Source organism: Chryseobacterium sp. FR048 (assembly GCF_056844665.1).
The window spans coordinates 314,326-339,056 of sequence record NZ_JBXDSE010000004.1 but is presented as its reverse complement, the minus strand read 5'-3'; the positions used below and the strand labels follow the sequence as shown (position 1 = coordinate 339,056).

Genomic DNA, 24,731 nt, shown 5'->3' with positions numbered 1-24,731 from the left:
TTTAAAATAATTGTAAAGCTTGTTCTTTAGTTAACAGTTCATCACACAAACCAATTTTTAAGGCCTCTTGCGGGCGGTAAAGCTCACCTTTGTATACTTTTCCATCATCTTTTAGATTATCACCGTAAAAACCTCTCATATCACCAATAAATTCAGCGTTGAATGATTGTGCCATTTCCTCAAAAGGTTTTTCGTTTTGATTATCTACCCATTCACGCCAGGCATTATTTTTTAGTGAGCTGGTAGGTGCATATATATCTTTCATTGAAGCACCCAATTTGATAAGTATACCACTCATATCAGCAACCGGTATATAAGTTCCTAAAGAACCCGCCCAACTTGCATGAGGACTTAACACACGATGTTTACAAGCTCCAAATAGATAAAGAGCTGCTGAACATACTAAACCATTGGAATATCCAATAGTCGGTGTTTTCATTATTGAAATGTAGTTAGCTAGTTCTCTGGTTCCGTCACCCATACCACCACCGGAATCAATATTGAGCAGAATACCGGAAACACGCTCATCATTCTCTAATTCTTTCATTACTTGCAGAATTGTCTGTGTTCCGGTATACCACCAATCAGAATATTTTATAATAGGTCCAATAATATCAACAACCACCGGATATTGGTTAATACCACTGTCAGAAAATCCTGACATCTGGTTGTTGATATTTTTAATATATGTTTCGTTGATTTTTTCCCTGGTTTGGAAAGACTGGTTTTTAAAACCAAGAACCAATTGTGACATCACAGACATTAAAAATGACTGATCAATCATAATTGGTTCGTTGAAAAAATTGTTTGTTCCGTGCATACCTGTTAGTATTCACGTACAAAACTATATGACAGGGGGAATGAAGAAAAGGACTTTGAACTTAGGTACAATTTTATATACACTTGGAGGTAAAACAGTATCACCGGAAATATTTATAGAAAAACTATCACTTCCGGAACCGTCATCTTTCATATTGTCAGTAACAGTAACACTTAATGGAAAACGATCATTTCCGAGCATCATCATTTCAGTGTTTGATACCAAAACAACTGCAAAAGCTTCAAAAATGTTGAAATCATCATAGAGTCTATCTCTGTTTGTAACTGAAAGATCAACCACAGGAAATGAAATATCCGGGCTATATATAGTATTTCTATTGTTTAATTTTGTCGGTATACTTCGATTTGCTGAACCAGGTAAAACTCTAAACTTATGATTTGCATCATTAGGACTTGGAAATTTATCATTATACTGATCAATGTAAGATATTTTATCTTTGTCATAAATCAATATTCCTGTAAGTTCCCGGAAAAAATCTTCAGGCGTGTTGTGGTAATTTTGCATTTTTAATACATTTTATTGAAAAAAAATAATTTGTCACTTACAAGAATAACCTTGCTGCAATATCTGCTTTTTTCCGGTTAAAATCTCTTCTGATAGATTCATATGGCATTTCTTCATCAGTAATATCATAAGCATCCAAAATGTTTGATATAGTAGTTTGATATTCTATAGAATACTCTTTCTTATTAATTAGTGCATTGGTATACATATCATGCCTGAAAATTTCATCTACAATTTTATTGATCTGCAGCTCATGTTTAGGGCGAATATTAAATCCGTTCTTATCTGCCATTGACATACTTATGCTGATACTAAAAGTTTCGCTTTTGTTGATTGCCTTCTTCTTATTGACCGGCTCATAATATTTATTATCCTTATTCTCAAGCATATTAAGAAAAAGAATCCCGAACCAGTCGTTATTTGAAAGGTGATAATCTGAACCCAATCGAGCTGTAAGATACTTTTTAATTGAAGGGGAAACCGGTAAATTAATAGTTATGTTCATTTAGTTGATTTTAGTTAATACACGATCATAAATCCAGGCATATTGGGACTGATGAAATTTGCAATACCATACACCAGATTTTTCTTTTACATAATTTGGAATATCATCCCATTTTTCAGGGATGAATTCACGTTTTATTTGTAGCAGATCTTTATCACTGTACAAAGATCCAAAATAGGCTGTACCGATCAAAAGACCTGATTTATACAATCCAAATACATACTCTTTTGTCTCTTCTCCAAAAATCTGTAATACTTCCATATCAGTAAAAAATTCGCAGATATTGAAAGGTGAAAAATCTATTCTCTTTTGCGCTTGAGCCTGCCAATGATCAGCAGAAATATTTTTTTCTATTTCTGGATCCGGTACTGTTGTATGTTTTGGAAATGGTGTCATGATTTTTCTTTATTTTTAAAATAATATAATGCTAATGTTAAAGGCTCCCAACCAAACTCTTCTCCAAGCTTTATCCAAAAACTTCTATCATATTTTATCCATCCATCTTTTAGAATTTCTTTGTCATCGTTTTCCCTAACATTATCCCAATAGGCAGATAATTCTTCTATCCTTTCAATATGTTTTTCCTGGATACCGAACGTTATTTTTATTTCTTTCTCTGGCATAAATATTAGTATTCTACTATATTAAATTTTCTCTTAATATATCTACGAATCCACCTCCTTGATTTACCTAAATTCTCGTAATACAACACTGTTTTTCTAACTTCAGCAAGTAATGCCTGTGATGGTAGTATTTTATTTTCTGAAACAGATTTTATCTCCTCTTCAGTGACTAATTTTCCAATACTATGAACTGGACTCATTCTAATTTTACTTATTAGTGATTCAGGATTTTGAAAATCACATACATCCCAATTTCCTGTAGCTAAAATTTTTAAATCGTTACACTGCATATATTTAGTTTTTAATTCCTTTATTATTTTAATTACCTCCGACTGAAATCATACTTTCCGTACCAACCATAACATCATCAATTTGAAACCAAGGCTCTGATTCTTCCTCATTATGATAATTATTGGCGGACGCTCTAAAATCAGGGAAATTATTTCTTACGAACTCTTCAATATTCTCTTTTAACTGATCTACAGTCATATCTTCTGGCACATATGCCTCATACGTTGTAATAACTATTATTTTTTTCATTGAAAATCTATTTTTAATTGCGTTTCAGAATAGTTGGTTATTAAAATTTCCGTTCTGGTATTCTTTATATTCCTGCGTTCCTTCAGATAAATGATATTTAGATTTCTATCGCTAGCTGCATCAATTACAAATTCACTGCTGAACTCTGACATAGCGGCCTTAATTCCACAATTCTTAAGTAAATCAAGGCAGTCTAAAGTATCAGACTCTGTCCAGGTAGGTACTTTATACCAATGTTCTGTTTCATGGTAAACCGGATCCAGATAAATAAAACAGTTTTCTTTATCATTAAGCCCCTTTGTAAAAGATATGGTAGGTAATACATCCCTGAAATCCTTATTAAGTATTTTGCAGTTTTGAAGCTTCAAGAAAGTCTGATCTATATTTTTGATTATCGTTTTTTTTGCATTATCCAAACCTACTCTCAAAGTATCACCTTTTCCCAGATAACTAAAGTTTGATAGAAGTAAAAATCTAACTGCTTTTTGCACTGGATCCGTTTCTAAATTTCGTTTGTAGTACTTCAAAAGAGATTCAGAAATAGGAACCTTTAATATTTCTTCCTTTAGCTTTTCAGGTGATTGCTTTACGACTAAATATAAATTGGTAACATCATCATCTAAATCATTAAGAATAGAATATTTTGGTTCTGGCAGATAAAAGAAACTACCTCCTGCACCAAAAAAAAGCTCAATTCTCATTTTATGTTGTGGAAAATGGCTATACAAAAGCTGGCTCAATCTCCTTTTATTACCGTTTCTTGTTAAAATCATGGGCTGTTTCTTGTTTATAGACTTTATCAGTTAACCGATAACATGTACCGGTAGAAAATCCGGTCATATCTTTATCAATTGTTAAATAACCTTCTTTTACTAAAAGTTTTGCACGTTGGTTTATTTTTGATGTTGAGAGATTTGATTTTAAACTAAAGTTTCTTGTGTTAAGCCACCAAGAAAGACAATAATCTGAATTTCCCTTTTCCATTACCTCTTTAATTGCAAAATAGATTTCTTCTGCTTCTTTCTTAATTTCATCTTTTGTCATGATATTTTAATTTTTAATTGTTACTGAAAATGTAAATTCATCTGGATAGATTCCCCAGCTCTCAAGCTCATTAATCGTTTCTTTTATTTTTCTGGAAACGAGGTCAAAAGATTCTTTCCGGACACTTGCCGTTTGCCGCTCCTGATCATCTTTCCATAAGACTGAAACCTTACATTGATTGATTTTCATGGTTTCTATAAACTCTGTTTTTTCGATTTTAAATTCTTTCATTATTGCTTTTTTTAAGTTGAGCAGCCTATATTTTGACTGCGTTTTTCCCTACAAACCCTACAAGGCGGGTAAAACCTTTTATCAATCAATACTTTACAGTGATTTTCTTTCCCCTACATCATTTGAATTTTATTTGAAATGTGTAGGGTTTTGTAGGGTTATGATTTTTAAATCCTACATAATACTACACAATCCACATGCTTTACTACATAGTTATTTGATTGTATTTTTTTAATTTTCAACACTTTATATAAATTGTAGGGTTTGTAGGGTTCTAGTTTTTAGATTTTTATTTTTTTCTCTTATATATAGATTTTAAAAAAATGCTTTTTTAGTCGTTTTCAGCAGCAAATTTTACCGTTTCATCTTCCGGGATCGGTTCCTGGAATAATGATCCATGATTCTTCTGCAGCTCAAATAATGAAAGGATATCATCTTTTACGTAGATCATTTTATTCAAGTCAAAAACAAATGCACTGGTAGGTCCTACCTTCGCATTATTGCTGATTCTGCATTTATCCTTATAAGAATAAAAAGAGCTGTCATTCTTAAGCATTTCCAACATTTCAGATTTTGCCGGGATTGTTTCCTTGTATGTTCTTAACCATCTACTTAAAACGGTATTGTAAACCTGCGTGAACTTGATAAAAATTAAATTTCCTTCAACCTTATAATCTTTGTGCAGCATAATAACCTCAGAGGAATTCCCACGCATTGAAGCCATGAAACATTCCCAGAATCTGGATATCGGAGAAGCCCCTGCCATCTTGTTCTTCATATTCTTAACAATCTTTATAAAATGGCTTTCAAGCTCAAGCTTTGTAAAAGGAAAATTGATCGTTTCGCAGTATAAAGTATAAGTGGTGTATAGAACTGATAAATTTTGAATCATTCTACTCATGGTATCTTTCAGATCAGGAAGACTGGAAAGATGCCTTTTATTAGCGTTATACTCCTTTAAAAAGTTCTTTTCAAATCTTTCTCTATCTAAAATAAACTGATTGCTATACTTTGAAAAACCTTCAATCACGTTTTCTTTAAGATCATTAAAAATGTCTGTTTCTTCTTCCGTATGCTTACTCACTGATATTTCCTCAAAAATCTGCCTTGACATCGTTGGAGTGTCTTCTGAATATTCGTTACCGGTGATCACTACTGCAGAAGTCATTGGAATTTCATCTGTAGAAAATTTACTTTCTGTAGTTCCAATTTCACGCCCTCTTCTATCAAAATATTGCTTAATCAATTCGTCAAGGTTTAATCCTCTTTTATACTCAGAAAAATGGACTATACCGTTATTAAATTGGGATATTTTCCGAATTTGAGAAGTAAGAGTTGATGACTTGGCAGCCAGGTTGATTACAGACTGAGGCTCACCCACAAATGACTGAATGATTTCGGCAATATTATCCTTTCCGGAACCTCCTTCTCCATACATAAAATAAATAGGAAATGATTTTGTATGATGCTCTACGATATCCTGAAACAAGGCTGAAATACCAAAAAGGATGGCTGTCATTCCTCTTTGCTTATGAACCTTTACAATTTTAGCCATCAAACTATAAAAGTCTAATTTACTTTCTATTGAAAGGAATTTTTTCTGAGGCACATATTTTCCGGGGATATCCTTATAAACTTTATTTGCTGATGGGAAATAGTAAGAAACTTTATTGTAGACATAGACACCATTCTCCTGCATCGGAATTACTTTGCCTTCTTTCGGTAAGATAATCTCATTATTCCATACCCAGAACTTTGCTGAAGGAATCCATCCCAATTGTTCTATCATAAGGCCGTCACCCATTTTATCATATAGGAATGATAAAATATTTTCGTGCTGTTGGTTGCTGGCTTTATACTGGAAATTCCCCCCTTTATCTGTAACAATATTTTTAAATCCGATTACGGAATTAAAGAGGTTACTTTCAGCGTGAGCGATCACATCTTTTCCGAAAACGTTAGTCATTCTGAAAAGCTTTTTAGAGGTTTCACCACTCATGTGCTGGATAATTTCAAAGCTGAAATTAGAAACATGCTTAAAATTATAAGGTGCTTCATCACCTATAATATGCCATATTCTATTTTTTGCCATGAATAAACCATACTTCTGGATATCTTCTATAAAATCCTCAGTTTTGCAACCTGCATCTAATAAATCTTTGGGTAATTCATATTCCCACTCAAGGTTCCTATATACCTTTGATTTCGGCTTGCTTTCTTCTTCAATTTCCTTAAGAATATCATTAATCTCTTTTGTAGAGATATCATCTTTAAAGCGGTCTACAACGATTTTGATGTACTGATTTTTGACTAAGCTATCAGAAACATAATTTATCACTTTCCCTGTAAATTCTACGAATGCTTTTTTATTCGCAGGGGACATTATCAATTTTTTAGGCTTTAAATCTTTTCCAGTCTCTTCCTTATGCTTCTTAATTTCTTCATCTCGCTCCTGGATTGCCGGTGCCATTAATTCCTGGTACTTATTTTTCAATAGGTACATTACAGAATCTTCCTGAAGAGCAGATAAATAAGACAATGAATCATCCCCCATTTTTTTGCCTATTGTGTCAGGATCGTCACCTTCCTGCTCAGGAACAATTATTTCTGCAAGCATTCCGTTTTTAAGCAGCAATTCCATATCACGGATCGCAGCCTTTTGGCCGGCTCCGTTTTTATCATTGTCTCTGAAAATAACAACTTTGTCAGTTACTTTCTTTAGCAAATTGATTTGATCAATAGTTAAGGATGTACCGTTGGTTCCAACTGTATTATCAAATCCAACCTGATGCATTCTCATTACATCAGTAGGCCCTTCAACTAATAATGCATAACCGAAAAACTTTATTTTATCTTTAGCCAGGTTATAACCATAAAGCGTATTACTTTTATTGAAAATAATACTATCAGTAGAGTTAAGATACTTCTGTTTTACTTCCTCAGACTTTTCCGGATTTATCCGGGCGGTAAATCCAACGCAGTAAGTTTTATGGTTTACAATTGGAAACATCACACGATCTCTGAAGAAATCATAATGTTGGGTTTCGTTAACCTTATCTTTCTTTACAAGACCAAGCTCCAAAGCATCTGATAAAAGTCCCTGGCTCTTAATAATCTTTGTAAGATGGCTATCACTGAAAGAATAGCCAATATCAAAGAGATCTAAAATTTCCGGGGTAAAACCACGAACTTCGATCATGTATTTTTTTGCCCAGTGATCCTCCGGAAGCCTCTTAAAATTATTTATGTAAGATTCATTCGCCTTGGTGACAATATCCTGCAGAATTTCCTTTTTCTCCCTTTTTTCTTTTTCTTCGCTGGTTTCCTGATCATATCTGATATTGATATTGAGTTCTTTCGCTGCCTTAATAACAGCAGATAGATAATCAATTCCTTCAGTTTCCATAAGGAATTTAATCAGATCCTTTCCTCCTTTACCGGAAGAATAGCATTTCCAAATCCCTTTACTATCAGAAACCATAAAGGATGGTGTCTTTTCATCAATATTGAAAGGTGAAATCCCCTTCAATACCGATCCTGACGGTTTTAGCTGGATGAATCCATTGAGAGCTTGAGATAAGGGAGTATCTTTAATCTCATCAATGGTTTGTTGTGATATTTTTGACATTGAAAATTAGTTTAGTTTTTGTTTTATCTATTAATTCCCAGTTTCCGGGGAATTCGATATTAATTGCCTCTGTATCTGCTGTGGTGAACTGTACTGATTTTTCCAAAATCTTGACTTCACCCTGCTTCATTAATTTATTTATGGTAAAAAAATCTTTCTGCTTAAAATGATAGAGCATAGGCCCCGGATAAATCAGTTTGTTTTTTTCATATATGAGCTGCAGTTCTATTAAGTTTCTCCTGTACCTGGTAGAACATGGATTCAATTGTTGCTGTATAAGTAAATTCAGACGTTTCTGGCTGATATAATTTTGATCCTTGAAAATATGCTTGCAAAATGCATTTAACTGCTTGTAATGCCTTGAATTGACTGTTTTCATAATCCTGATTTTGCTCTTTTTATTAATAAATCGCACCCATATTTGAATATGCGATCTTTCAAAGAATTTCCTTTTTTGGACTTGCTCTTTTCAAAAAACTCAATTTGATCAGGATTAACTTTTTCAAATTTTTTTGTAAAGTAGAATTTGTAGAAAAATGGTAACTGTAAATAATCACTGATAAATAACCATAATAATGTTTTAAGAACCATAACAATAAAATAGGGAATCCCAAAAAAGTATAATAGTGTTGCTTTTATAATGTTGTACCTTATTTCTGTATCAAAATACTGCACCGTAATAAGAGTATTTACACTGAAATAGAAGATTAAAATAATTGTGATCATATCATTAGATTTTTACTATTACATTTAGGACACTTTATTTCTGACTCCAATCTTAAATCGAAAACTTTTCCACAATCCCTACATATTTGCCAAATTTGTTTATTGTGATCTTTAACCAAATCCATTATTGTAGGAACTTTGGTATTATTTTTTTTTATTCTAAGTTTTTCAACTTCAATAAAGTTTCTGAGATCTGGATTGTTAATCATATACTTTTTATTAAAAAACCCGACCGGCACCAGCCAGCCGGGTAAACTAATTTCAAACGCTCAAAAATATTAAGCTGTGCCAAGTAGCAGAATCGAACTGCTCTATGTTTGGAAAAACCAACTACCTTAAACCACTCAGGCAACTTGACGAAAAACCCGGTCCGAAGACCGAGTAAAAAACTAATAACCATGAATACTCAAATCGCTTGCGTGGTCTCAGGGAGACTCGAACTCCCGACTTTCTCGTTATGAGCGAGATGCTCTAACCACTGAACTATGAGACCGGAAAAAGCACTTTTTTGAACTTCTATGCTGATTAGGACTTTGCTCTTAAAAATTAGACGATCATTGAAGAATGAGTTTATTTTAAGTCCCTTTCGTGAAGTGCTTTTAAATTTTTAAGATACTGCACTACTTCTTAGCTGGTTACGGCCCCTTCGTATCTTACAGTAATAAGCATTACGGTTTTACAACCGGTTTTATTTTTGTTAAAAAGCTATCTTCTTCATACCCTTCATCCTTGAAAAATTCTAAGGCAGCCTTCTTTGTAAGGGTTGAATTTGGTATAGGTTTTTTTAGACTTTTCTTTACAATATCATATACCGCTCTATCACTTACTTCTAAAGCAGCAGCTAATCGGATTCTAAATTTCCCATTATCGTTAAGTTGCTGAATCATTTCGTTTTTAATATAGAAAGCCATATTTATTAATATTTTTTTGTGTGTAAAAATTCGTACATTTGTTTGAATCTTTACACAAAAGTAACAAAAGTTAAACAACTTAATGTAACTTTTTAAACTTTTTTTAAAATTATTTTCAACATGCAAAACAATACAACTGATAATCAAGCCATTAGACAAGAACTATTATCTTTTATTTTAGATAGAGTTAAGACGTTGAAACTATCAGGCTACCAGTTGTCTAAACTAACAGACCTTTCTCATGTTGGTATTGATAAAATATTAGATGGGAGATCTAAGGCTCCAAGTGTCAGAAATTTGGAAAAATTAAAAGATGCAATTACTACATTTGAAAATCAACAACACTCTCCAGTTACGCTATTGTCATTAAATGAAAAATTAGATTTTATAATATCAGCTGTTCAAAAATTAAATGATAAGATAGACGTATTCACTTTAGACAATGAAATCATCCTTCAAATACTGAAAAATTCATCCAGCCCTGAAGAATTAAGAAATCTGGAGAAAAAAATTAGCAAAAAATCATAAAAAAAAAACTCTTTCAATCGAAAGAGTTTTTTTTTATGATTTATGTTAGTTCATTGATAAAACGAAGTTAACCGTTTCTTTTACGTTAATTTCGAGTATAGGTTTTTGGAATGTTTTATATGGAAAATCTATTTTACTAAACCCTTTTTTAATATCGTCTACCTTACTTTTAATTAATAGTAGAGTTTCAAGATATTCTTCTCTAGTTATTACATCATTTTCAAATTGCTGCTTTGCAATCGAAAATAACTCATTACAAATTTTAAGCTGTTCTTTGGTCATCTTCTGGTTCCGTAAGTTTTTTAATTTCAAAATCCAATCTGTCTTCAGTTATAACTGTTTTAAAATAGTTAGCAAAATATATTCTCCATAATACGAATAAAATTACACTGATACCAAGTGTTACTATTCTAAAAACCCAGTCAGATTTTATATTTATGTTTAAATCTAAGAATAGAAATCCACATAACATAGTAATATTAACGTAGATCGGAAAAATATATGCAACATACCAAGGATTTTTTTCTTTGACTATGTACAAAATAAGCAGATTACTTATAGGCATGGAATAGGACCATATTGCCGCTGAAAGATTTGGAAATCTATTCATTTTTATAGATTGAGTATCTATAAAAAAATCTAGGAAAACATCAGTATAAGGTAGTAATGATGCAAAAATTAAAAATACAGTAGAAGATATTATCTTAATACTTCTACTGTATTTAGTAAAAAACATCTTAATGTCTTTTCTAAGTTTTACAATGCTTTGGACAAAAGGACTATCTTCTAGGAGGAGTGATATCTTTCGGATCAACGTCTTCCATTTCGTCCTGTAAGCTTGTTGCAGCTGGTGAGATATTCCGGACACGAATTGAATCGGTAGAATCAGTTTTGCTAAGAGCTTTTTCATTGGTTTTTAAAAATGTTACTTTGTTTTTAGAGTTTTCTTGTTTTTCAACTTTTTCCTCATCCCTTTCACAAGCTACAACTGTTAAAAGTATAACAGCTAATAATATTTTTTTCATTTATAAAAATTAAGTTGATCAAATATAAAAAGCTTTGAAAAATTGATAAAGGACAACAAAAGTTGTTGAACAAATGTAAAACTATTTGAACTATTACACAAGTTTTTGTTCAATTGGATGTGAATTATTAATTTTGACTATAAGTAATGAAATTGGGAGTTTAAATACTGTCCTAATTTTGTCACTAATAAAAATACTGCAATTTGAAAAATCCGATTAACACAGTGTTTTTTTGATCTTTTAAAAAAAAGTTTGAATCCTGTCGAGGTCACAAGACGGGGGTTTAAATTTTTCGAATTTAAATCCCCTTTTTTTTGCTTAGATAACTCCTTCCTAATCAGGAAGATACTATCAACAAAAGAGTTGATTTTGCTAGTTTGAAAATCGCTTCCATCAAAAATTATCTTTTCAGGGTATATCAAACTTACAATTGCGCGCTTGTCTATAGGGCTAGCATTTATATACCTCTCTGAAATATTTCCAACAATTTTTAGTGCTTTGCTAATTTTATCTTCTACCCCTTCTTTTTGTTCTGACTTTACCAGTAGGCTAAGTTTATATTCAAGGTCATCCAGTTCTCCTTTATATCTATTTTTAATATCCCTAAAATCCTCTTCATCAATTTTGTCGGACAGGTACATATCCCGCGCCTTACTAATTCTATCATTTAATTCACTAATTCTGCTCTTAAGAGTACTACGTTCACCATCAAAATTCTCAGAAGTAGACTTTGTATTTTTTACGATTATCTTCTTTAATATTTCTAGTATTCCTGTCGGAAAATCATATTTGGAAAGCTCTTCTTTAAAAAGTTTGTTAACTTTATCAGAATGGTGTCTAAATCCACAGGCTGTGGTACAATGATAATAGTAATAATGTTTTGTATGCCCCTTTGAACTACTCGCCGTCAGATTCTTTCCGCAATTTGGACAAAGCAGAAGACCACGCAGAGGATATCTTTCTTCATTGATTATCCTTCCTCCTGGCAATCTGAGATCCTTTGTACCTTTCTTTTTCAGGACATGCTGAACCTTTAAAAACAACTCCTCCGAAATTAATGCCTCATGTTTACCCGGCACAATGTCCTCCTCTTCATTTTTATAAGCACGCACATATATTTTACCACAATAAGTAACATTCCTCAGTGCAACCATAAAAGCATTACTAGAAATATTTTTACCCTCTCTCTTATTCATTTCCACTCTCACCTTTGCGGTTGGGAGATGGCCTTTTGCCACTTGTTCAAAAGCCCAGATTATATTCGAAGCTTCTGGTTGTTTAACGGCAACATACTTTCTTCCATCCTCAGTACACTTGTTTACATAACCGTAAGGGGCTATTCCCATCAACCGCCCCTCCTTAATTGCACGTCGCATTCCATTGGTCACGTTTAGAGCTCTCCTATCATTCTCAACTTCAGGTGTTGACAAGTAAATAGCCAAGAGCACTTTATTTTCGGGTATACTTAGATCCAATGGCTGTTCAATCGCCTGAGGTAATATATTATTTTTTTTAAGGTGTCCAATCATTTGGTAGGCTTCGGAGGTATTCCTGCTGAATCTGTCCCATTTAGTAAACAAAATTAAGCGCTCCTCGCGATATCCGCGGCTCCTTTTGAAGCTTTGTAGATAATTTTTCCACTCGGGCCGATCAAAACTTTTCGCAGAATGGTCTTCGAAAATTACTCTGTCGATCGTAATAGCTAGCCTATCACAATGAAGACGCAAACGCTCTTCCTGGTCCCTCTGCGAGTACCCCTTATCTGCCTGTTCGTCTGTCGATACTCGGATATATAAATCTGCGATCATAATTCAGTTATTTAATTTGGTAATGAAATTAGAATTGCCAACATGAGAATAGCAACCGTCTGATCCTTAAAAATTTACTAGAAAATCTAATTACACAAAATTACAAAAAACTTTTAATCGGGAGAGAATATTTCCTTGATGGTGATCCTTGCCAATAGATGCAAAAACTCCATGATTTTTATTGCTTCCGCTTCATCAACATCAATACCTGCCTCTTTTAGCATTATCATTGACTGTTCAATGGGCAACTCATCTAATTTCATAAGGTGGTCAAGTCCAATATCTTTCAAATTTGAACCATTCCCACTATAGCTGCTTCCATTTCTTCTTTTTTTTGTAGCCATTCTGCATAATTATTTTCGGAATCGAAAAATTACCAACATTGCATGGCCAACATCTAAATCAGTGTAAAACTTACCTTAAATAACCTAAACTTTCCTAATAATCTCTGTATAATGCAAAAGCATCGTTTGTATTAATTATCGCCAAGAATTGCTAAATTTATATAGGCGAATAGTAATGTTATATAAAATGGGGAATGTGTTCGAGAACAGTAAGTTTGAAATCGAGGTCAATGGCTTAAAAGTTGTTGTAATTGAACACACTTTAAGGGATCAGCAAATTTTTCGTCTCGTTTTTGACGATAATAGAGCTCCCTTGGTTATAACCTCAGCCAGAACGTGGGCAGGTGAAGTCTGGACAAGTATTACACAAGGAAGACAGAAAGAGGCGGAGCTATTCGGTAAAGAAATTAGTGAACATTTAAAAACTTAATCATATGTGTTATTACAATGGACAACGGGTATCTAGAGATGAATTCATTCGCTTGATGGATCTGGAAAAAGCAGTAATGAATTATGATTTTTTAGATCAAGAAATACACGAAGGCTTTAATTACGGAAATATTGCTGTTTTACGCCCAACGGAAGATAAATGCAATTTCGATATCGTCCAAATGGAATGGGGATTTATCCCTTCTTATACAAAAAACAGAGAAGATGTTAAGAAAATGCGTTTTGGCTATAAAGATGGGAACGGAAAATGGCACCAGGCTTACACAACATTAAATGCAAAAGGTGAAGAGCTGCTTATGAAGGATGAAAATACAGGTCGTGAAAAAATGTTTAGGAAAGCGGCGCTGGAAAGAAGATGTTTAATACTGTCTAGTGAATTTTATGAGTGGAGACATCTTTACCGTCTAAACAAGAGAACTAATCAACCGCTCAAAACAGCAGATAAATATCCTTATCACATCGGTCTCAAAAACAAGGATTATTTTTTTATTGCTGCAATCTGGCAAAATTGGACTGATAAGGACACAGGAGAAACGGTGGATACCGTGGCTCTTGTAACGACAGAAGCAAATCCTCTAATGAGACAAATTCACAACTCTAAAAATCGTATGCCTACTATGTTGCCAGATGAACTTGCATGGGAATGGATGATGCAAGATCTTAGTGAAGAACGAATCACGGAACTTGCAACCTATCAGATCAACACTTCTGAAATGGAAGCATATACAATTGAAAAAGATTTCAGAACGACTGGAACGCCGACAAAAGCATTTGTATATGCGGATGTTCCTGAACTTACATATGAGGTAAATTGAATAATGTTCAATTTTCTATCTTAAAACTTCTAAAAAATAGTGGAGAGAGAGGAATATTTTAAAGTTCCTCTCCTCCTACCCATATTCAATGACCGAACTAAATCTCTGATCATTTTTATAAGGATGAGTTTTAAAGAATTCCTCCCGCCTTTCATTGGTTTTAAAACGAACTTCACGTTCTCCCCATACCGTATAAACAAATTTTGATCTAGTTTCAGCAAGAAACTGGTCAAACAAGTCTTTTCTGAAATAAACAAAGCTATCGTTATTGTTAAAATCTTCAGCATTATTTAAGTGGATAGCCGCTAATTTTCCATCCTGGTCAAATAGGTCAAATGTCTGTGCCTCACTTATAAGTCCCAGATGATTCACAATTTCCTTTGCTAAAACTGAGATATGACCTGCATCATTAACCGGACTGTGATAACTTTCCCAATTGTAATCCATTACTGGTATTAATACTTCAAATTCTTTATTTACATTAACTTCGACTTCAATTTCCTCTGGTAAATTTGATTCGGTGAAGTCATCAGACCAAATTAAGTTTTGATAATAACCAGGTTCATCCTTCTTGATCTTCACTTTCCTAATTTCAAGATCAAATCGTAAATCACCATAATTACTGTAGGTAGCTTCATCAATATTATACAATTCGCCAGCGAAGCAATAATAATTTTCACTTTTATCCGGAATTTGAATTTGAGAAAAATTTTGACCTTTTAATAATTTAATGACTTCATCATATTGCGAGTCTTCGATAACCATTCCTCGAACTACGAGATAGCTATTTCGCTCTGTGGAAATCTCCTCCTGTACAATAAAGCCATCCAAGCAAACCCAAGGACCTGGGTTTCCATTAATCTCATCGATCTCCAAATAACCATCAAATATAGGCGTTCCTCCGTTTTCATACCATTCGTTTAAAGGTGTTGACCTGTCTCCCAATAAATCATTTTTAAAAAAAGGTTCGTTTGCTGTCTTCTTAGGAAAGCTGGGATCGATATTTGCATCAGAAAGTCGAAACCTGTCCCAATCCTTATCTAACAAACCAAGGTCTGCCCGTAATCCAGCATTTTCAAAATAAGCGATCCATGAATATTTTTTTCCATACCGCTCGACTTTGGCTTGTCTACTTCTGTTACTATTGTAATAATTATCGTTTCCTAAAGCAGTTTCGACTGCACCGAACATATCTGTATTCCAGCCCAAATCATATATCCTCCAATATATTTGTTTTCTTACCTTAATTTTTTCTTCAGGATTGGAATATGCATGACCTCCATTGACTATCCGTCCTAATGTATAATTGCTAAAATCCATTTGCATTGGTCGATCATAGCCATAATCGTTTTCTCCATAATCGAATTCTTGTAATGCTCTTATTCCTCCAAAAGTGTATGGTGGTCGAATATTCAGCTGCTGTTCTGTATTTAATAAAGTAGGATGATGAATTAAGCCAATTTCTATAACTCGTCTTGCGTAGTCTCTGGCTAGAATATGCGTAGTTCCAAATCTTGCATCTTTGGCAAAGATTAGGTCGTATAAGGATTTACAAAATACAGGTAGCACGTTATTTCGGAAGTGTTCTCCCGCTATAGAGTTATATTGAGCCATCACAATACCATAAGATGCTGCCAGTGTGCGCTCCCAGATATATGGGTCATTGTATCCCAACGATTCCTCCACTAAAGCGATGAATTCCTCTGGAAACTTCCTGCCATAAAAATATAGTGCTCTTGTGACCTGATCACGTAAGGCTCGATCGGTACTTGTTAAAAACCAGACTATTGCTTTCGAAACTAATTTTTGCTTTCTTAGTATTATGTCCGATTCATGGCTGATGTTACGGCATTGATTTTCAAATTCGGAAATAAACTGCTCCAATTGATAGCTGTTCTTCCTTACGTATTCCGTCCAGGTAATATCACGCTCATTCATCTTTAATCTGGCTAGAATTGTGCTCAGGAAAATCGCATTGAGCGGGTGGTTTACATCGCCCATCGTTTTAAAAGAGAGATCAAAAAGGATTTCTTTATTTTCATTATTTATCATGAAAACTTTAGCAACTAAATCAATATCACTTGTTTTTACCAGCCGACCAGGCAATACAAAAAGTGATTGGAAAGATTTATCAAAGACAAAATCCGAAAAATCAGCCAGGTCTGCCACTCTGGTTTTCAGGAATCGTGGCAGATAATTATAAATCTTAGAATCCGCAAGCTTAACTAGCCAGTCACTTCGTAATAATTGATGAAATGTGCTATTTTTTAGCTGTGGCAGCAGCAAACATAGTGCAGCTATGACATCTTCGAAAAGGGGATGTTGACCTTCTGGAAGAAACACCTGTCCAATAAATTTTTTGCTTTTAAAAAATGAAAGATCTGCATTATTGGTAATTAAATTTTCAGCAATCATATAGCCTGCAAGGACATCGTATGTAAAGCTTATATATTCAGTTTCACTTCTAATATCCCGATTTATCACAAGACCTTCATCAAGAAGTATATCAGCCTTTGATTTATCTTTCTCATAATTATCATTTTCGTCAATTAAGGCATAAAAATCCCCTACCGGCAGCTCCCGCAGATTATTTACCCAAAGATAATTAGACAATTTTTTTAGGGATTCAGAAATAAAATTCTCATTGCTTCTAAGGATCGGCTTATTTCTGGTTACTTTCCTGTTGATCTGCGTCAAATACTCATTAAAAATATCGTAAGATGACTCCTCTTCAATGTTTACCGCAATTTCACCAGAATGCTTCCAGTTAGGATTCTTTATTTCGCAAAATATTTTAAGAAAGATTGGGTCGCCAAATTTATCAATCGAAGCAAAAAATAAATCCGACTTCAGTTTATATTTCTTGAAATATTTTTGAACCGCTTCATGAATAGTTTCGGAATCGCGGAATCCATCTATATTATGAAATTCAGGTTTATAAGTGTCGTCCCATATCCTATCAGCATATGAACCTCGACAGGTGGTAATTATAGCGACATTCTTTGTCTGTTTAATCTTTGCAATAAATCCTTGTAGATGGTTCCTCCAGATAGGTGAAAAAAGCCTATTGGAAACCGTTTCATTCAGACCATCTATAACAATAGGAATCCTTACTTTATGGATTGACCCATAAACTTCCAAAGCATTTAAAAGGTCATCAAATGAATATTCTTGCGGTATATCTAGAATTTTACGCACTGTATCGCTGATACTGGTCTCATCAGTAAATTTATCACCTGTCAAAAATATTACTGGTTTCGACTCTTTAATTCTGTTAAATGCAATATCAGTGGATATATGTGTTTTACCTTTGGCTGCATCACCTATAAAATGCAGCTGCCTCTGGTTTCCATGAAAATAATTTCTAAAAAAACGTCCGAAGTCTTGTGAAAAATTTGACATTAAGGATGTGATATTCTGCGACTCCCTAGATGCCCTTGATGTTTCATCAAAATCAAATTCATCAAGTTTAGTATGGAAAGCGATCCACTTCGATCGTAAATCCTCGGTACTGAATAGCGCTAGTTTTTCAGGTTCACACTTTTTAAAGCATTCATCAACAAAGTCAATTTTACCAACAGTCTGTTTTACAAGATCTTCAAATTCATGACAAGCTGAAAAAAAATCTCTTCTCAGAGCTTCCTCCGCGGGGCTGATCATGGTAGTGTTATGAAAGTTGTGTAGTTCCTTGCCTACCTGATTGGCTACCTGCAGGAGATCACTTTTAAGCTTTCCCGTCAGGTTAGTATAGTTTGGATCAAGTACTACACAATCTATTATGGATTTTGTGAACTGATCAATAGCATGCAATTCAGGATCGTATTTATCCTTTACCTTCTCAAAATTTTCAAAAAACTTTGTTGTAAACCAACCCTGATTTAGTTCAAGTTCCCCAAAAAAGAAACTACGTACACCTTCGTTTTTAGGTTCTTTTAAGAATGCAATAATTTTTGATTCTCCCCAAAATTCCAGAGAGATTGCACGACCAACAGGAATTTTTTTCGGTAGTTCATCATCGAACCAATTCTTCTCGCCTTTACTGAATTTTCCCGCTTTCGAAGTACTTTCCGTTGTAAGATCAGTTTTAAGGCAAACAAAATATTTCGTTAAATTTCCATGATTCCTAATTGCTGTCTCAAAGGAATTTGAAATAGCTAAGTCTCTATTAGCAATACTTAATCTTCCTGTATCACCAAAAAATTTACATTGCCAGCCCCATCTTTCGCCAGAATGATGATCGAGATAAAATTCTACCCCACCGTCTCCTCCGCTCCCGTCAATCGCCGTAAATGTTCCTAAATGTCCATATTCTTTGATTGCCAGCTGGTAACATAGGTGCTCGAAACACTGCGTGGCCTTCCCATTATAGGGCTTAAGTCTGTTGAAGTCAACTTTATCAATTGTAATCATAAATTTAATAATATGGGTTTGCCAGCAACACAAGAAAAGTACTTTTGTTTTTTCTGTAACCTCCTTAATTAAGAACTATTTATCAACTCACAATGAAATTAAGCATCTTATTTGGCAAATTTATGCCATAATCAAATAGTATACTTTGACTCTTAAATAGGTTAAAATTGCATGATGCAGAAATTTACATTTATTTTGTTAATATTCCAATAATCAATTTGTGTTGAGATCACAAATTTTATGATAATACGCGTCATGCACACAATCTTGTGGCTCTAAAATCGACTTAGGGATTTGGCTAGCGATAGTTACTTCACAGCAATTCACCGTAAAAATTATTATCAACTCTGTATGTATGATTTAATTTATCCTTTTCACACCGGCCTATCATCGTTCCATCTTCTTGCGTATATAAAAATACTTTACTGCTACAACCTCTTTTTATGCAGTTTATAGACCTCTTATTAATCGTAAAGTTCCATGTTGAGTTTCGTTTGATTGTCAAATGTCTTCCTTCATTCAATAAAAGCTCATTTTGCGTCTGAAGCTTACCAGTAACCATTAGGTACAAAATTTTATGGGCATATTTATATTTTCGTAGGCTATTGATATTTAAAAGCATATATAAGCACATCAGTGCGGCAACTACAATAAAACACAGGGTTTTGGCCCAGTCAGCTTTAACATAGAAAAATGATGTGCAAAATACAGCAACAAAAAAGATTGTTGCTAAGTAAACGTGCATTGAATCTTTAATGGATTCCCACAGAGTGAAAGTTAGCTGTCTATCCCTACATTCTTCAAAATAAACAGTTTTATCATCATAAAAAGACATTGGCTTTCCTAGTATTGCTAAAACTTCTCTTTGCGGATATTCAATCAATGCTTTAGCCATATCCCGATGACTCAGGGTTTCAATTTTAATATCTTGATTTCCCAAATTAAGCTTATCAATGACATCACATTCTTTTGGGCCTATTTTACGATTGGTAACAAAAATGAACTTCTTGACTTCGAGGTTTTTGTCAATACAGTTCTTATAGTCATTCTTTATCTTGGTTGCTATATTGTCAGACCAGGTTGACATGGCAAAATATTCTCTGGTTTCAAGGACATAGCCATCTTTACCACCATCTCCAAGTGGTCCCATGGAAGCTACTTCCTGAAATGCACCACCATATTTTTTCCGTAGGTAATTCGCTCCACATTTTTGAAACTCTAATCCATCCTTACCTTTTAGAATATTTTCTATATACTCTATATCCAACATATTTTTTTCCTTTGAAAATATAAATAATAACTCAGCTAAGAAAACAGTATTTGATACTTCATCTTTCTTTGAGACCATACCATCCAATTTCGCCACTTTTATGTCTTTTTTTGACCTAATGTGGTCGTGCCCTGTAAATAAAAACACCCAAGGTTTGACGGTAATGGGATATCTTGCCATAAGATTAACCTATTTGGTAGCATCAATTATACTATTTCGGTTACTAAAATATTGGAATCTTTAAATGAAAAATATGCCTTTTCTTGTAAAAGCGCGATTAAAAGTTGCTTTTGCTTGGTTTTGATGTTATTTCCAGTTGAGGTATAGCACCCTTTTTTTACTTGTCCTTTTGGATCTTTAAAAATTGTAATAACATTTGAGACAATACATTGTGATCACTTTTTATAGAGTAGCAAATAACTACATAAGGTTCATTTTCCAAGCTATTTTGAAAATTGGATCTGACCCAAGAATCAGAATTATTTAAACAATTTATTAAATAAAAAATTCCTCAATTTTTTCATGATTGATACCTCTTGCCTTCCCAAATTATAATTTGAGCTGTTTAGGTTCCGAAGCTTCAAATAATTTCCAAAACTAAAATAACTGTTTTCCAGAAGTTGAACAGCAGAATTCAAATAATAATCAGTTTGGAACGCTTCAATAGCATCTTCCTCCCCATAGAGTATAGCTGACCATTTATAGATTTTTTCAAGGAGTTCCTTTTTTAGCAGATTCTCCACGGGATCGCCCAGGTCTTGATCTTCTAATACTCTGACACAAGAATCCATAATTTCCACCGTCAGCGTCAAATCAAATTCTTTTTGTAGTTCAAACTCCTTAAAAGAAAATGCAAAATATCCGTAGTTTATATACTGTTTTTCTATTGGATGCATCTTTAAATATTTATACAGTAAACCAGCTTCAATATTACTGATACTGACTTCAATACTAATATTGTAAATTACTTCCATGATAAATCTTTGACTACAATTTACTTCTTTTTTATTTATAAAATATGAAGGTTTTGGGTCGAACTTGGTGGATAATCCAATGGCCATCCATGTTCGAAACTTCCTACCAACAAGTCTAATTTAAAATGCAGAATTTATCTGCATATTAAAAACACCCGTAGATTGGGAGTCAGCGGGTGTTTTACCATATTATTAACCTATTTTATGAAAAGTTTGCTCGATCGAGCAAATAATTATTAATATCTAATTTAAACACTTTTCATTAAAATATCAAATTGACGAATTATTACTGCAACAATAGGAGTCTTCACCTCTATTTGCAGCATTATTCCGGCTGTATGATCACATAATGTACAAGTTTAAATTCATTTTTTATGTCTGTGAGGATACGGCGTATCGCCTCAGTGATCTCCTCTTTATCCAGGTCATCTTCAAAATCTCTGACCAACATCAGGACAACTTTTTCGGGCAACTGATAAGTCTATAATATGTTTTTTGTCTTTACCACTGTAAAGTTTTTTTCTGCGAGTTCCGCATTTTTTTTCTCGTTTCGGGTGCGATACCTTAGCCCATCAACAAGCTTCTGCTTTCTCTAGCCAACATAAAGGCAACAAAAACAAGCAGCAATCCTACGATTACCGATGCTAATCCATCCAGCTCAAGAATTTTTAGTGAATGGTTCAGCCACATCATTATAGTTACAATAATTAAATCCTTAATATCATAGATTATTCCCTAACTTTCCATATAAATAATTTTAAATAACGATGATAAGGGTCTATATAGATTGGAATGTAATGAGCCAGATGAAAAATGGGCAACACAGTGAATTTTTTTCAATTATTTCAGATAACGAGAAATTTTTAAAGCCTTATTCATCTTCGCATCTTGGCGACATTTCTGCGAGTAGCCAAGATCAATCAAATATGGAGAATATTGATTCTGATCTGGATTTTATCTCCAACCTTACCCAAAATTATTGTTTATTCCATATAGAGGGCAGAACCGTATTTCGAAATAATCCTCCTCGGGATTTATACATACAGGATAGCAATCTAAGTCAACTACTAGATGTGCTTCGTATCGAGCCACTTTCAGACAATCTTGATGAGGAAAGTAGAAATCTACAGGAACTATTGAATGAGCAAATTACGTTATTTAAAAACACTCCTATCGATGGGGTTTTTCAAAAATCCTTCGAAAACCCTGAAACAGCTCATCTTATGCGCAGTTTCCTCCCCGAACTTGAGGACAATTATACACAGATTGAACTTTTGACGGCAATCTTTGGAATGATAGAAAGAATGAACAAAAATACAGCTTATAAAGATTTACGTGAAAATCTTCAAGGTGGGGCAGATATAAAAAGAGACCAAATATTTCACAGCACTTCCCCCTATGAACTCATTGATAAAGCTTATAAAAAAAAAGGAATTTTAGCTGAACAAAAAAGCCCGGCCCATGAGTTTGCCTCCCCCTGGTTTACAGAAATAAGTAATGAATATATAGCACTGGACATGCACGGGTATCAGGAAGATAAAATTTCTATAAACAGAGGCAGGAAACAAACTTTCAGAAATACCATGGAAGATGCTTTTCATACAGCTTTTGCCTCTTCGTGTGATTTTTATATTACTCAGGATCAAAGAAACTGTAAAAAGGCAAATGCCGTCTATGAAAAACTTGATATTAACACTATCGCTATGTCGGCCGATGACTTTCTGATCCTTTACAAAAAATGTCTTCAGTTCAAAACAGTAGATTTCCTTAATCAATTGTTGCATTTATTAAAAAATTTAGCACCGTCCAACACTTCCGACCTTAAGAGTAGCCGTTATGACAGCGCTTTCTTTTTCTTTGACTACTTTAATGTTATACGTATAATTACCGATAAAAGTGCTAAAAGTCCATTCCTTCTCCTGACTAGACATCTACCCACTAACTCCCTACCTATTTTCGGCAAGGAAGCACATGTTCTTGTCAGTAAATTACAGCTGCTTTTGGGTAACGACGCAGGTAATTTGGGAAAATTCTCTGATCCAGAATTGGAGGAGATTGGAAAAGACTGTTGGCCCGGCAGACGTTGGGAATACGCTGATGTTAACATAAAACTACGCGCTATGGAAGGACATCTGCAATTATATTTGTACCCACCAAATAATAAAAATAGGATTCAAAAGCTATTGAACGCAGTAAAATCCTTTTTTAAATTTGGAAAATAAATGTCTTGACAAATAGCCCTAATTATCAATAATTTATAAAAAAAATTGAATTAGAAATTCCTTGGATTAGCTAAAACTAATCAGAAAGAAACCTCAACTGAAAATACCTAAGTAAAATGAATACATCAATTGTCGGAAAGTACGATTTTTTAGAGGGAAATAAATTATATCAAATAAGAGCGAGAGTAGCTTTACCCTACCTAGTTAAACAAGCTGGTGCCCGTCAGACAATTTATTATTCCGACCTTGCTAAAATCCTTGGAATGCCAAATCCAAGAAATCTTAATTATGTATTGGGTGTGATTGGAAGTGCAATGAAAGAACTGAGCTTAAGTACTGACATCAGAATACCAGCCATCCAATGTATCGCAATCAGCAAAAGAACAAACCTTCCAGGCGACGGAATTTCTTGGTTTATCGATATTTCTGATTACAGCACCCGTAGCCCAAGCCAGCAGAAAGAGTTTTTGGATGCTATGCTCGCAGAAATATACTTATTTCCATACTGGCGGGAAGTTTTGAATGTTCTTGGTTTGGATCCAATACACATAGACCTTCAAGAAGATTTAGATAAAGCAACCAAAATACGATCAGGAGGTGAAAGCGAAAGCCACAGAAAATTTAAGGAGTTTGTTTCAAAAAACCCTTTAGTACTAGGTCTTAAGGATTCCCTTTCAGATGGAATACTCGAACATGTGCTACCGTCAGCTGATGTTATTGACATTCTATTTATTGATCAATCCCTGAAAATCGGGGTTGAAGTGAAATCTCATATTTCTACTCCAGAAGATATATTACGTGGCATTTTCCAGTGTGTAAAATACAAGCATTTAATTGAAGCAAAACAAATTGTAGATAATGAACTTCCGAACAGTCGCATTATTCTGGCATTGGAAGGAAGACTTCCCGAGAAATTCATCATAGCAAAAAACCTCTTAGGCATTGAGGTTATAGATAATATACAAATGTCCAAGGTAAAATTAAAGTAAGCAAAAAAGAACTTAAGTTCATTTACAATATTTTTAATTCAAAATAATCCATAGACTATTTTTGTACTACGGACTTTCTTCTTTAGGAACTTGCGTCTGACTAAACTTCCATAGATCTGTATTCTCCATATTGCCTTGCAGACGAGCCTGTTCATTAATTGTTGGCAAATAAATCCTCCCATTTGGAAGGTTTTTCACCTCTTTCAAATGTGGCCAGGTCATTGCAGCAAAATTGCCAATTCTATCTTCGTCTTTGGCATCAAGGGCCTGCAGACCTCTTTCTTGCAATAAATACATATTATGTTCGATTTCTTTACGATTTTTAGGTGTTTTTATACTCATT

General features: G+C 33.9%; 28 protein-coding genes and 1 tRNA gene. 4 read left to right on the top strand and 25 right to left on the bottom strand.

All coding sequences use genetic code 11. The features are described from left to right. Position 1: 1 nt before the first annotated feature. From AC106K_RS14060 to AC106K_RS13995, 14 genes are all read right to left on the bottom strand, one after another. Positions 2–820, bottom strand: coding sequence for an ATP-dependent Clp protease proteolytic subunit (locus AC106K_RS14060; protein WP_482446135.1), 819 nt, complete (start codon positions 818–820; stop codon positions 2–4). Between the two features lie 24 nt (positions 821–844). Further along, complete coding sequence (locus tag AC106K_RS14055; RefSeq protein ID WP_482446134.1) at positions 845–1,345, bottom strand: hypothetical protein; 501 nt, start codon at positions 1,343–1,345, stop codon at positions 845–847. A gap of 37 nt (positions 1,346–1,382) precedes the next feature. Beyond that, on the bottom strand, positions 1,383–1,850 hold the full coding sequence (locus AC106K_RS14050) for a hypothetical protein (RefSeq protein WP_482446132.1): 468 nt from the start codon (positions 1,848–1,850) through the stop codon (positions 1,383–1,385). Continuing rightward, entirely contained in the window at positions 1,851–2,246 is a 396-nt protein-coding gene (locus AC106K_RS14045; RefSeq protein ID WP_482446130.1) for a hypothetical protein, read from the bottom strand. It lies immediately after the preceding gene. Next, positions 2,243–2,473, bottom strand: coding sequence for a hypothetical protein (locus AC106K_RS14040; protein WP_482446128.1), 231 nt, complete (start codon positions 2,471–2,473; stop codon positions 2,243–2,245). Before AC106K_RS14040 ends, AC106K_RS14045 begins: the two co-directional genes overlap by 4 nt. 5 nt (positions 2,474–2,478) lie before the next feature. Continuing rightward, positions 2,479–2,763 (bottom strand): hypothetical protein, encoded by a 285-nt coding sequence (locus AC106K_RS14035; protein WP_482446127.1) that lies wholly within the window; start codon positions 2,761–2,763, stop codon positions 2,479–2,481. Between the two features lie 28 nt (positions 2,764–2,791). After that, positions 2,792–3,013, bottom strand: coding sequence for a hypothetical protein (locus AC106K_RS14030; RefSeq protein ID WP_482446125.1), 222 nt, complete (start codon positions 3,011–3,013; stop codon positions 2,792–2,794). Then, positions 3,010–3,786, bottom strand: a complete 777-nt coding sequence (locus AC106K_RS14025; RefSeq protein ID WP_482446123.1) for a DNA adenine methylase — start codon at positions 3,784–3,786, stop codon at positions 3,010–3,012. The genes AC106K_RS14030 and AC106K_RS14025 overlap by 4 nt, the downstream gene beginning before the upstream one ends. After that, a complete protein-coding gene (locus AC106K_RS14020) occupies positions 3,764–4,057 on the bottom strand; it encodes a hypothetical protein (protein ID WP_482446121.1) in 294 nt (97 codons plus the stop codon). Before AC106K_RS14020 ends, AC106K_RS14025 begins: the two co-directional genes overlap by 23 nt. Positions 4,058–4,063: 6 nt before the next feature. Continuing rightward, positions 4,064–4,288: a hypothetical protein gene (locus AC106K_RS14015; protein WP_482446119.1), complete on the bottom strand. Its 225-nt coding sequence runs from the start codon at positions 4,286–4,288 to the stop codon at positions 4,064–4,066. A 331-nt stretch (positions 4,289–4,619) separates the two neighbouring features. Next, positions 4,620–7,916, bottom strand: a complete 3,297-nt coding sequence (gene dnaG, locus AC106K_RS14010; RefSeq protein ID WP_482446117.1) for a DNA primase — start codon at positions 7,914–7,916, stop codon at positions 4,620–4,622. 375 nt (positions 7,917–8,291) lie between these two features. Further along, entirely contained in the window at positions 8,292–8,642 is a 351-nt protein-coding gene (locus AC106K_RS14005) for a hypothetical protein (protein ID WP_482446115.1), read from the bottom strand. A 420-nt stretch (positions 8,643–9,062) separates the two neighbouring features. Continuing rightward, positions 9,063–9,135, bottom strand: a tRNA-Ile gene (locus AC106K_RS14000). Positions 9,136–9,310: 175 nt separating this feature from the next. Further along, positions 9,311–9,553, bottom strand: a complete 243-nt coding sequence (locus AC106K_RS13995) for a hypothetical protein (protein ID WP_482446113.1) — start codon at positions 9,551–9,553, stop codon at positions 9,311–9,313. Positions 9,554–9,673: 120 nt separating this feature from the next. On the opposite strand from AC106K_RS13995, the gene AC106K_RS13990 reads away from it, so the two are divergent. Further along, positions 9,674–10,081, top strand: a complete 408-nt coding sequence (locus AC106K_RS13990; RefSeq protein WP_482446111.1) for a hypothetical protein — start codon at positions 9,674–9,676, stop codon at positions 10,079–10,081. 45 nt (positions 10,082–10,126) lie between these two features. Here AC106K_RS13990 and AC106K_RS13985 read toward each other — a convergent pair whose 3' ends face one another. The 5 genes from AC106K_RS13985 to AC106K_RS13965 form a co-directional block, all read right to left on the bottom strand. Beyond that, positions 10,127–10,363: a hypothetical protein gene (locus AC106K_RS13985; RefSeq protein WP_482446109.1), complete on the bottom strand. Its 237-nt coding sequence runs from the start codon at positions 10,361–10,363 to the stop codon at positions 10,127–10,129. Then, positions 10,344–10,691 carry a hypothetical protein gene (locus AC106K_RS13980; RefSeq protein WP_482446108.1) on the bottom strand — a complete coding sequence of 116 codons (348 nt, stop codon included), beginning with the start codon at positions 10,689–10,691 and terminating at the stop codon, positions 10,344–10,346. Before AC106K_RS13980 ends, AC106K_RS13985 begins: the two co-directional genes overlap by 20 nt. Positions 10,692–10,860: 169 nt before the next feature. Beyond that, positions 10,861–11,106, bottom strand: a complete 246-nt coding sequence (locus tag AC106K_RS13975; protein ID WP_482446106.1) for a hypothetical protein — start codon at positions 11,104–11,106, stop codon at positions 10,861–10,863. A gap of 137 nt (positions 11,107–11,243) precedes the next feature. Continuing rightward, complete coding sequence (locus AC106K_RS13970) at positions 11,244–12,914, bottom strand: recombinase family protein (protein WP_482446104.1); 1,671 nt, start codon at positions 12,912–12,914, stop codon at positions 11,244–11,246. A gap of 113 nt (positions 12,915–13,027) precedes the next feature. After that, complete coding sequence (locus AC106K_RS13965; protein ID WP_123871755.1) at positions 13,028–13,258, bottom strand: hypothetical protein; 231 nt, start codon at positions 13,256–13,258, stop codon at positions 13,028–13,030. 434 nt (positions 13,259–13,692) lie between these two features. Between AC106K_RS13965 and AC106K_RS13960 the strand changes: the two genes are divergently transcribed. Then, complete coding sequence (locus AC106K_RS13960; RefSeq protein WP_123871757.1) at positions 13,693–14,523, top strand: SOS response-associated peptidase; 831 nt, start codon at positions 13,693–13,695, stop codon at positions 14,521–14,523. Between the two features lie 75 nt (positions 14,524–14,598). Here the strand turns inward: AC106K_RS13960 and AC106K_RS13955 are convergent, their stop codons facing one another. The 5 genes from AC106K_RS13955 to AC106K_RS13935 all read right to left on the bottom strand — a co-directional run bounded on the left by AC106K_RS13955 (position 14,599) and on the right by AC106K_RS13935 (position 21,870). Continuing rightward, on the bottom strand, positions 14,599–18,933 hold the full coding sequence (locus AC106K_RS13955; protein WP_123871758.1) for an NACHT domain-containing protein: 4,335 nt from the start codon (positions 18,931–18,933) through the stop codon (positions 14,599–14,601). 313 nt (positions 18,934–19,246) lie between these two features. Further along, a complete protein-coding gene (locus tag AC106K_RS13950; protein ID WP_123871759.1) occupies positions 19,247–20,383 on the bottom strand; it encodes a hypothetical protein in 1,137 nt (378 codons plus the stop codon). A 299-nt stretch (positions 20,384–20,682) separates the two neighbouring features. Continuing rightward, on the bottom strand, positions 20,683–21,264 hold the full coding sequence (locus AC106K_RS13945) for a hypothetical protein (RefSeq protein ID WP_123871760.1): 582 nt from the start codon (positions 21,262–21,264) through the stop codon (positions 20,683–20,685). A 238-nt stretch (positions 21,265–21,502) separates the two neighbouring features. Next, positions 21,503–21,628: a hypothetical protein gene (locus tag AC106K_RS13940; protein WP_378114344.1), complete on the bottom strand. Its 126-nt coding sequence runs from the start codon at positions 21,626–21,628 to the stop codon at positions 21,503–21,505. A 113-nt stretch (positions 21,629–21,741) separates the two neighbouring features. After that, entirely contained in the window at positions 21,742–21,870 is a 129-nt protein-coding gene (locus AC106K_RS13935) for a hypothetical protein (RefSeq protein ID WP_482446101.1), read from the bottom strand. 104 nt (positions 21,871–21,974) lie between these two features. On the opposite strand from AC106K_RS13935, the gene AC106K_RS13930 reads away from it, so the two are divergent. Further along, a complete protein-coding gene (locus AC106K_RS13930; RefSeq protein ID WP_482446099.1) occupies positions 21,975–23,399 on the top strand; it encodes a hypothetical protein in 1,425 nt (474 codons plus the stop codon). A 116-nt stretch (positions 23,400–23,515) separates the two neighbouring features. Further along, positions 23,516–24,388 carry a hypothetical protein gene (locus tag AC106K_RS13925; protein ID WP_123871762.1) on the top strand — a complete coding sequence of 291 codons (873 nt, stop codon included), beginning with the start codon at positions 23,516–23,518 and terminating at the stop codon, positions 24,386–24,388. Between the two features lie 66 nt (positions 24,389–24,454). On the opposite strand, the gene AC106K_RS13920 is transcribed toward AC106K_RS13925, so the two are convergent. After that, positions 24,455–24,730 (bottom strand): hypothetical protein, encoded by a 276-nt coding sequence (locus tag AC106K_RS13920; RefSeq protein WP_123871763.1) that lies wholly within the window; start codon positions 24,728–24,730, stop codon positions 24,455–24,457. Position 24,731: the final 1 nt, after the last annotated feature.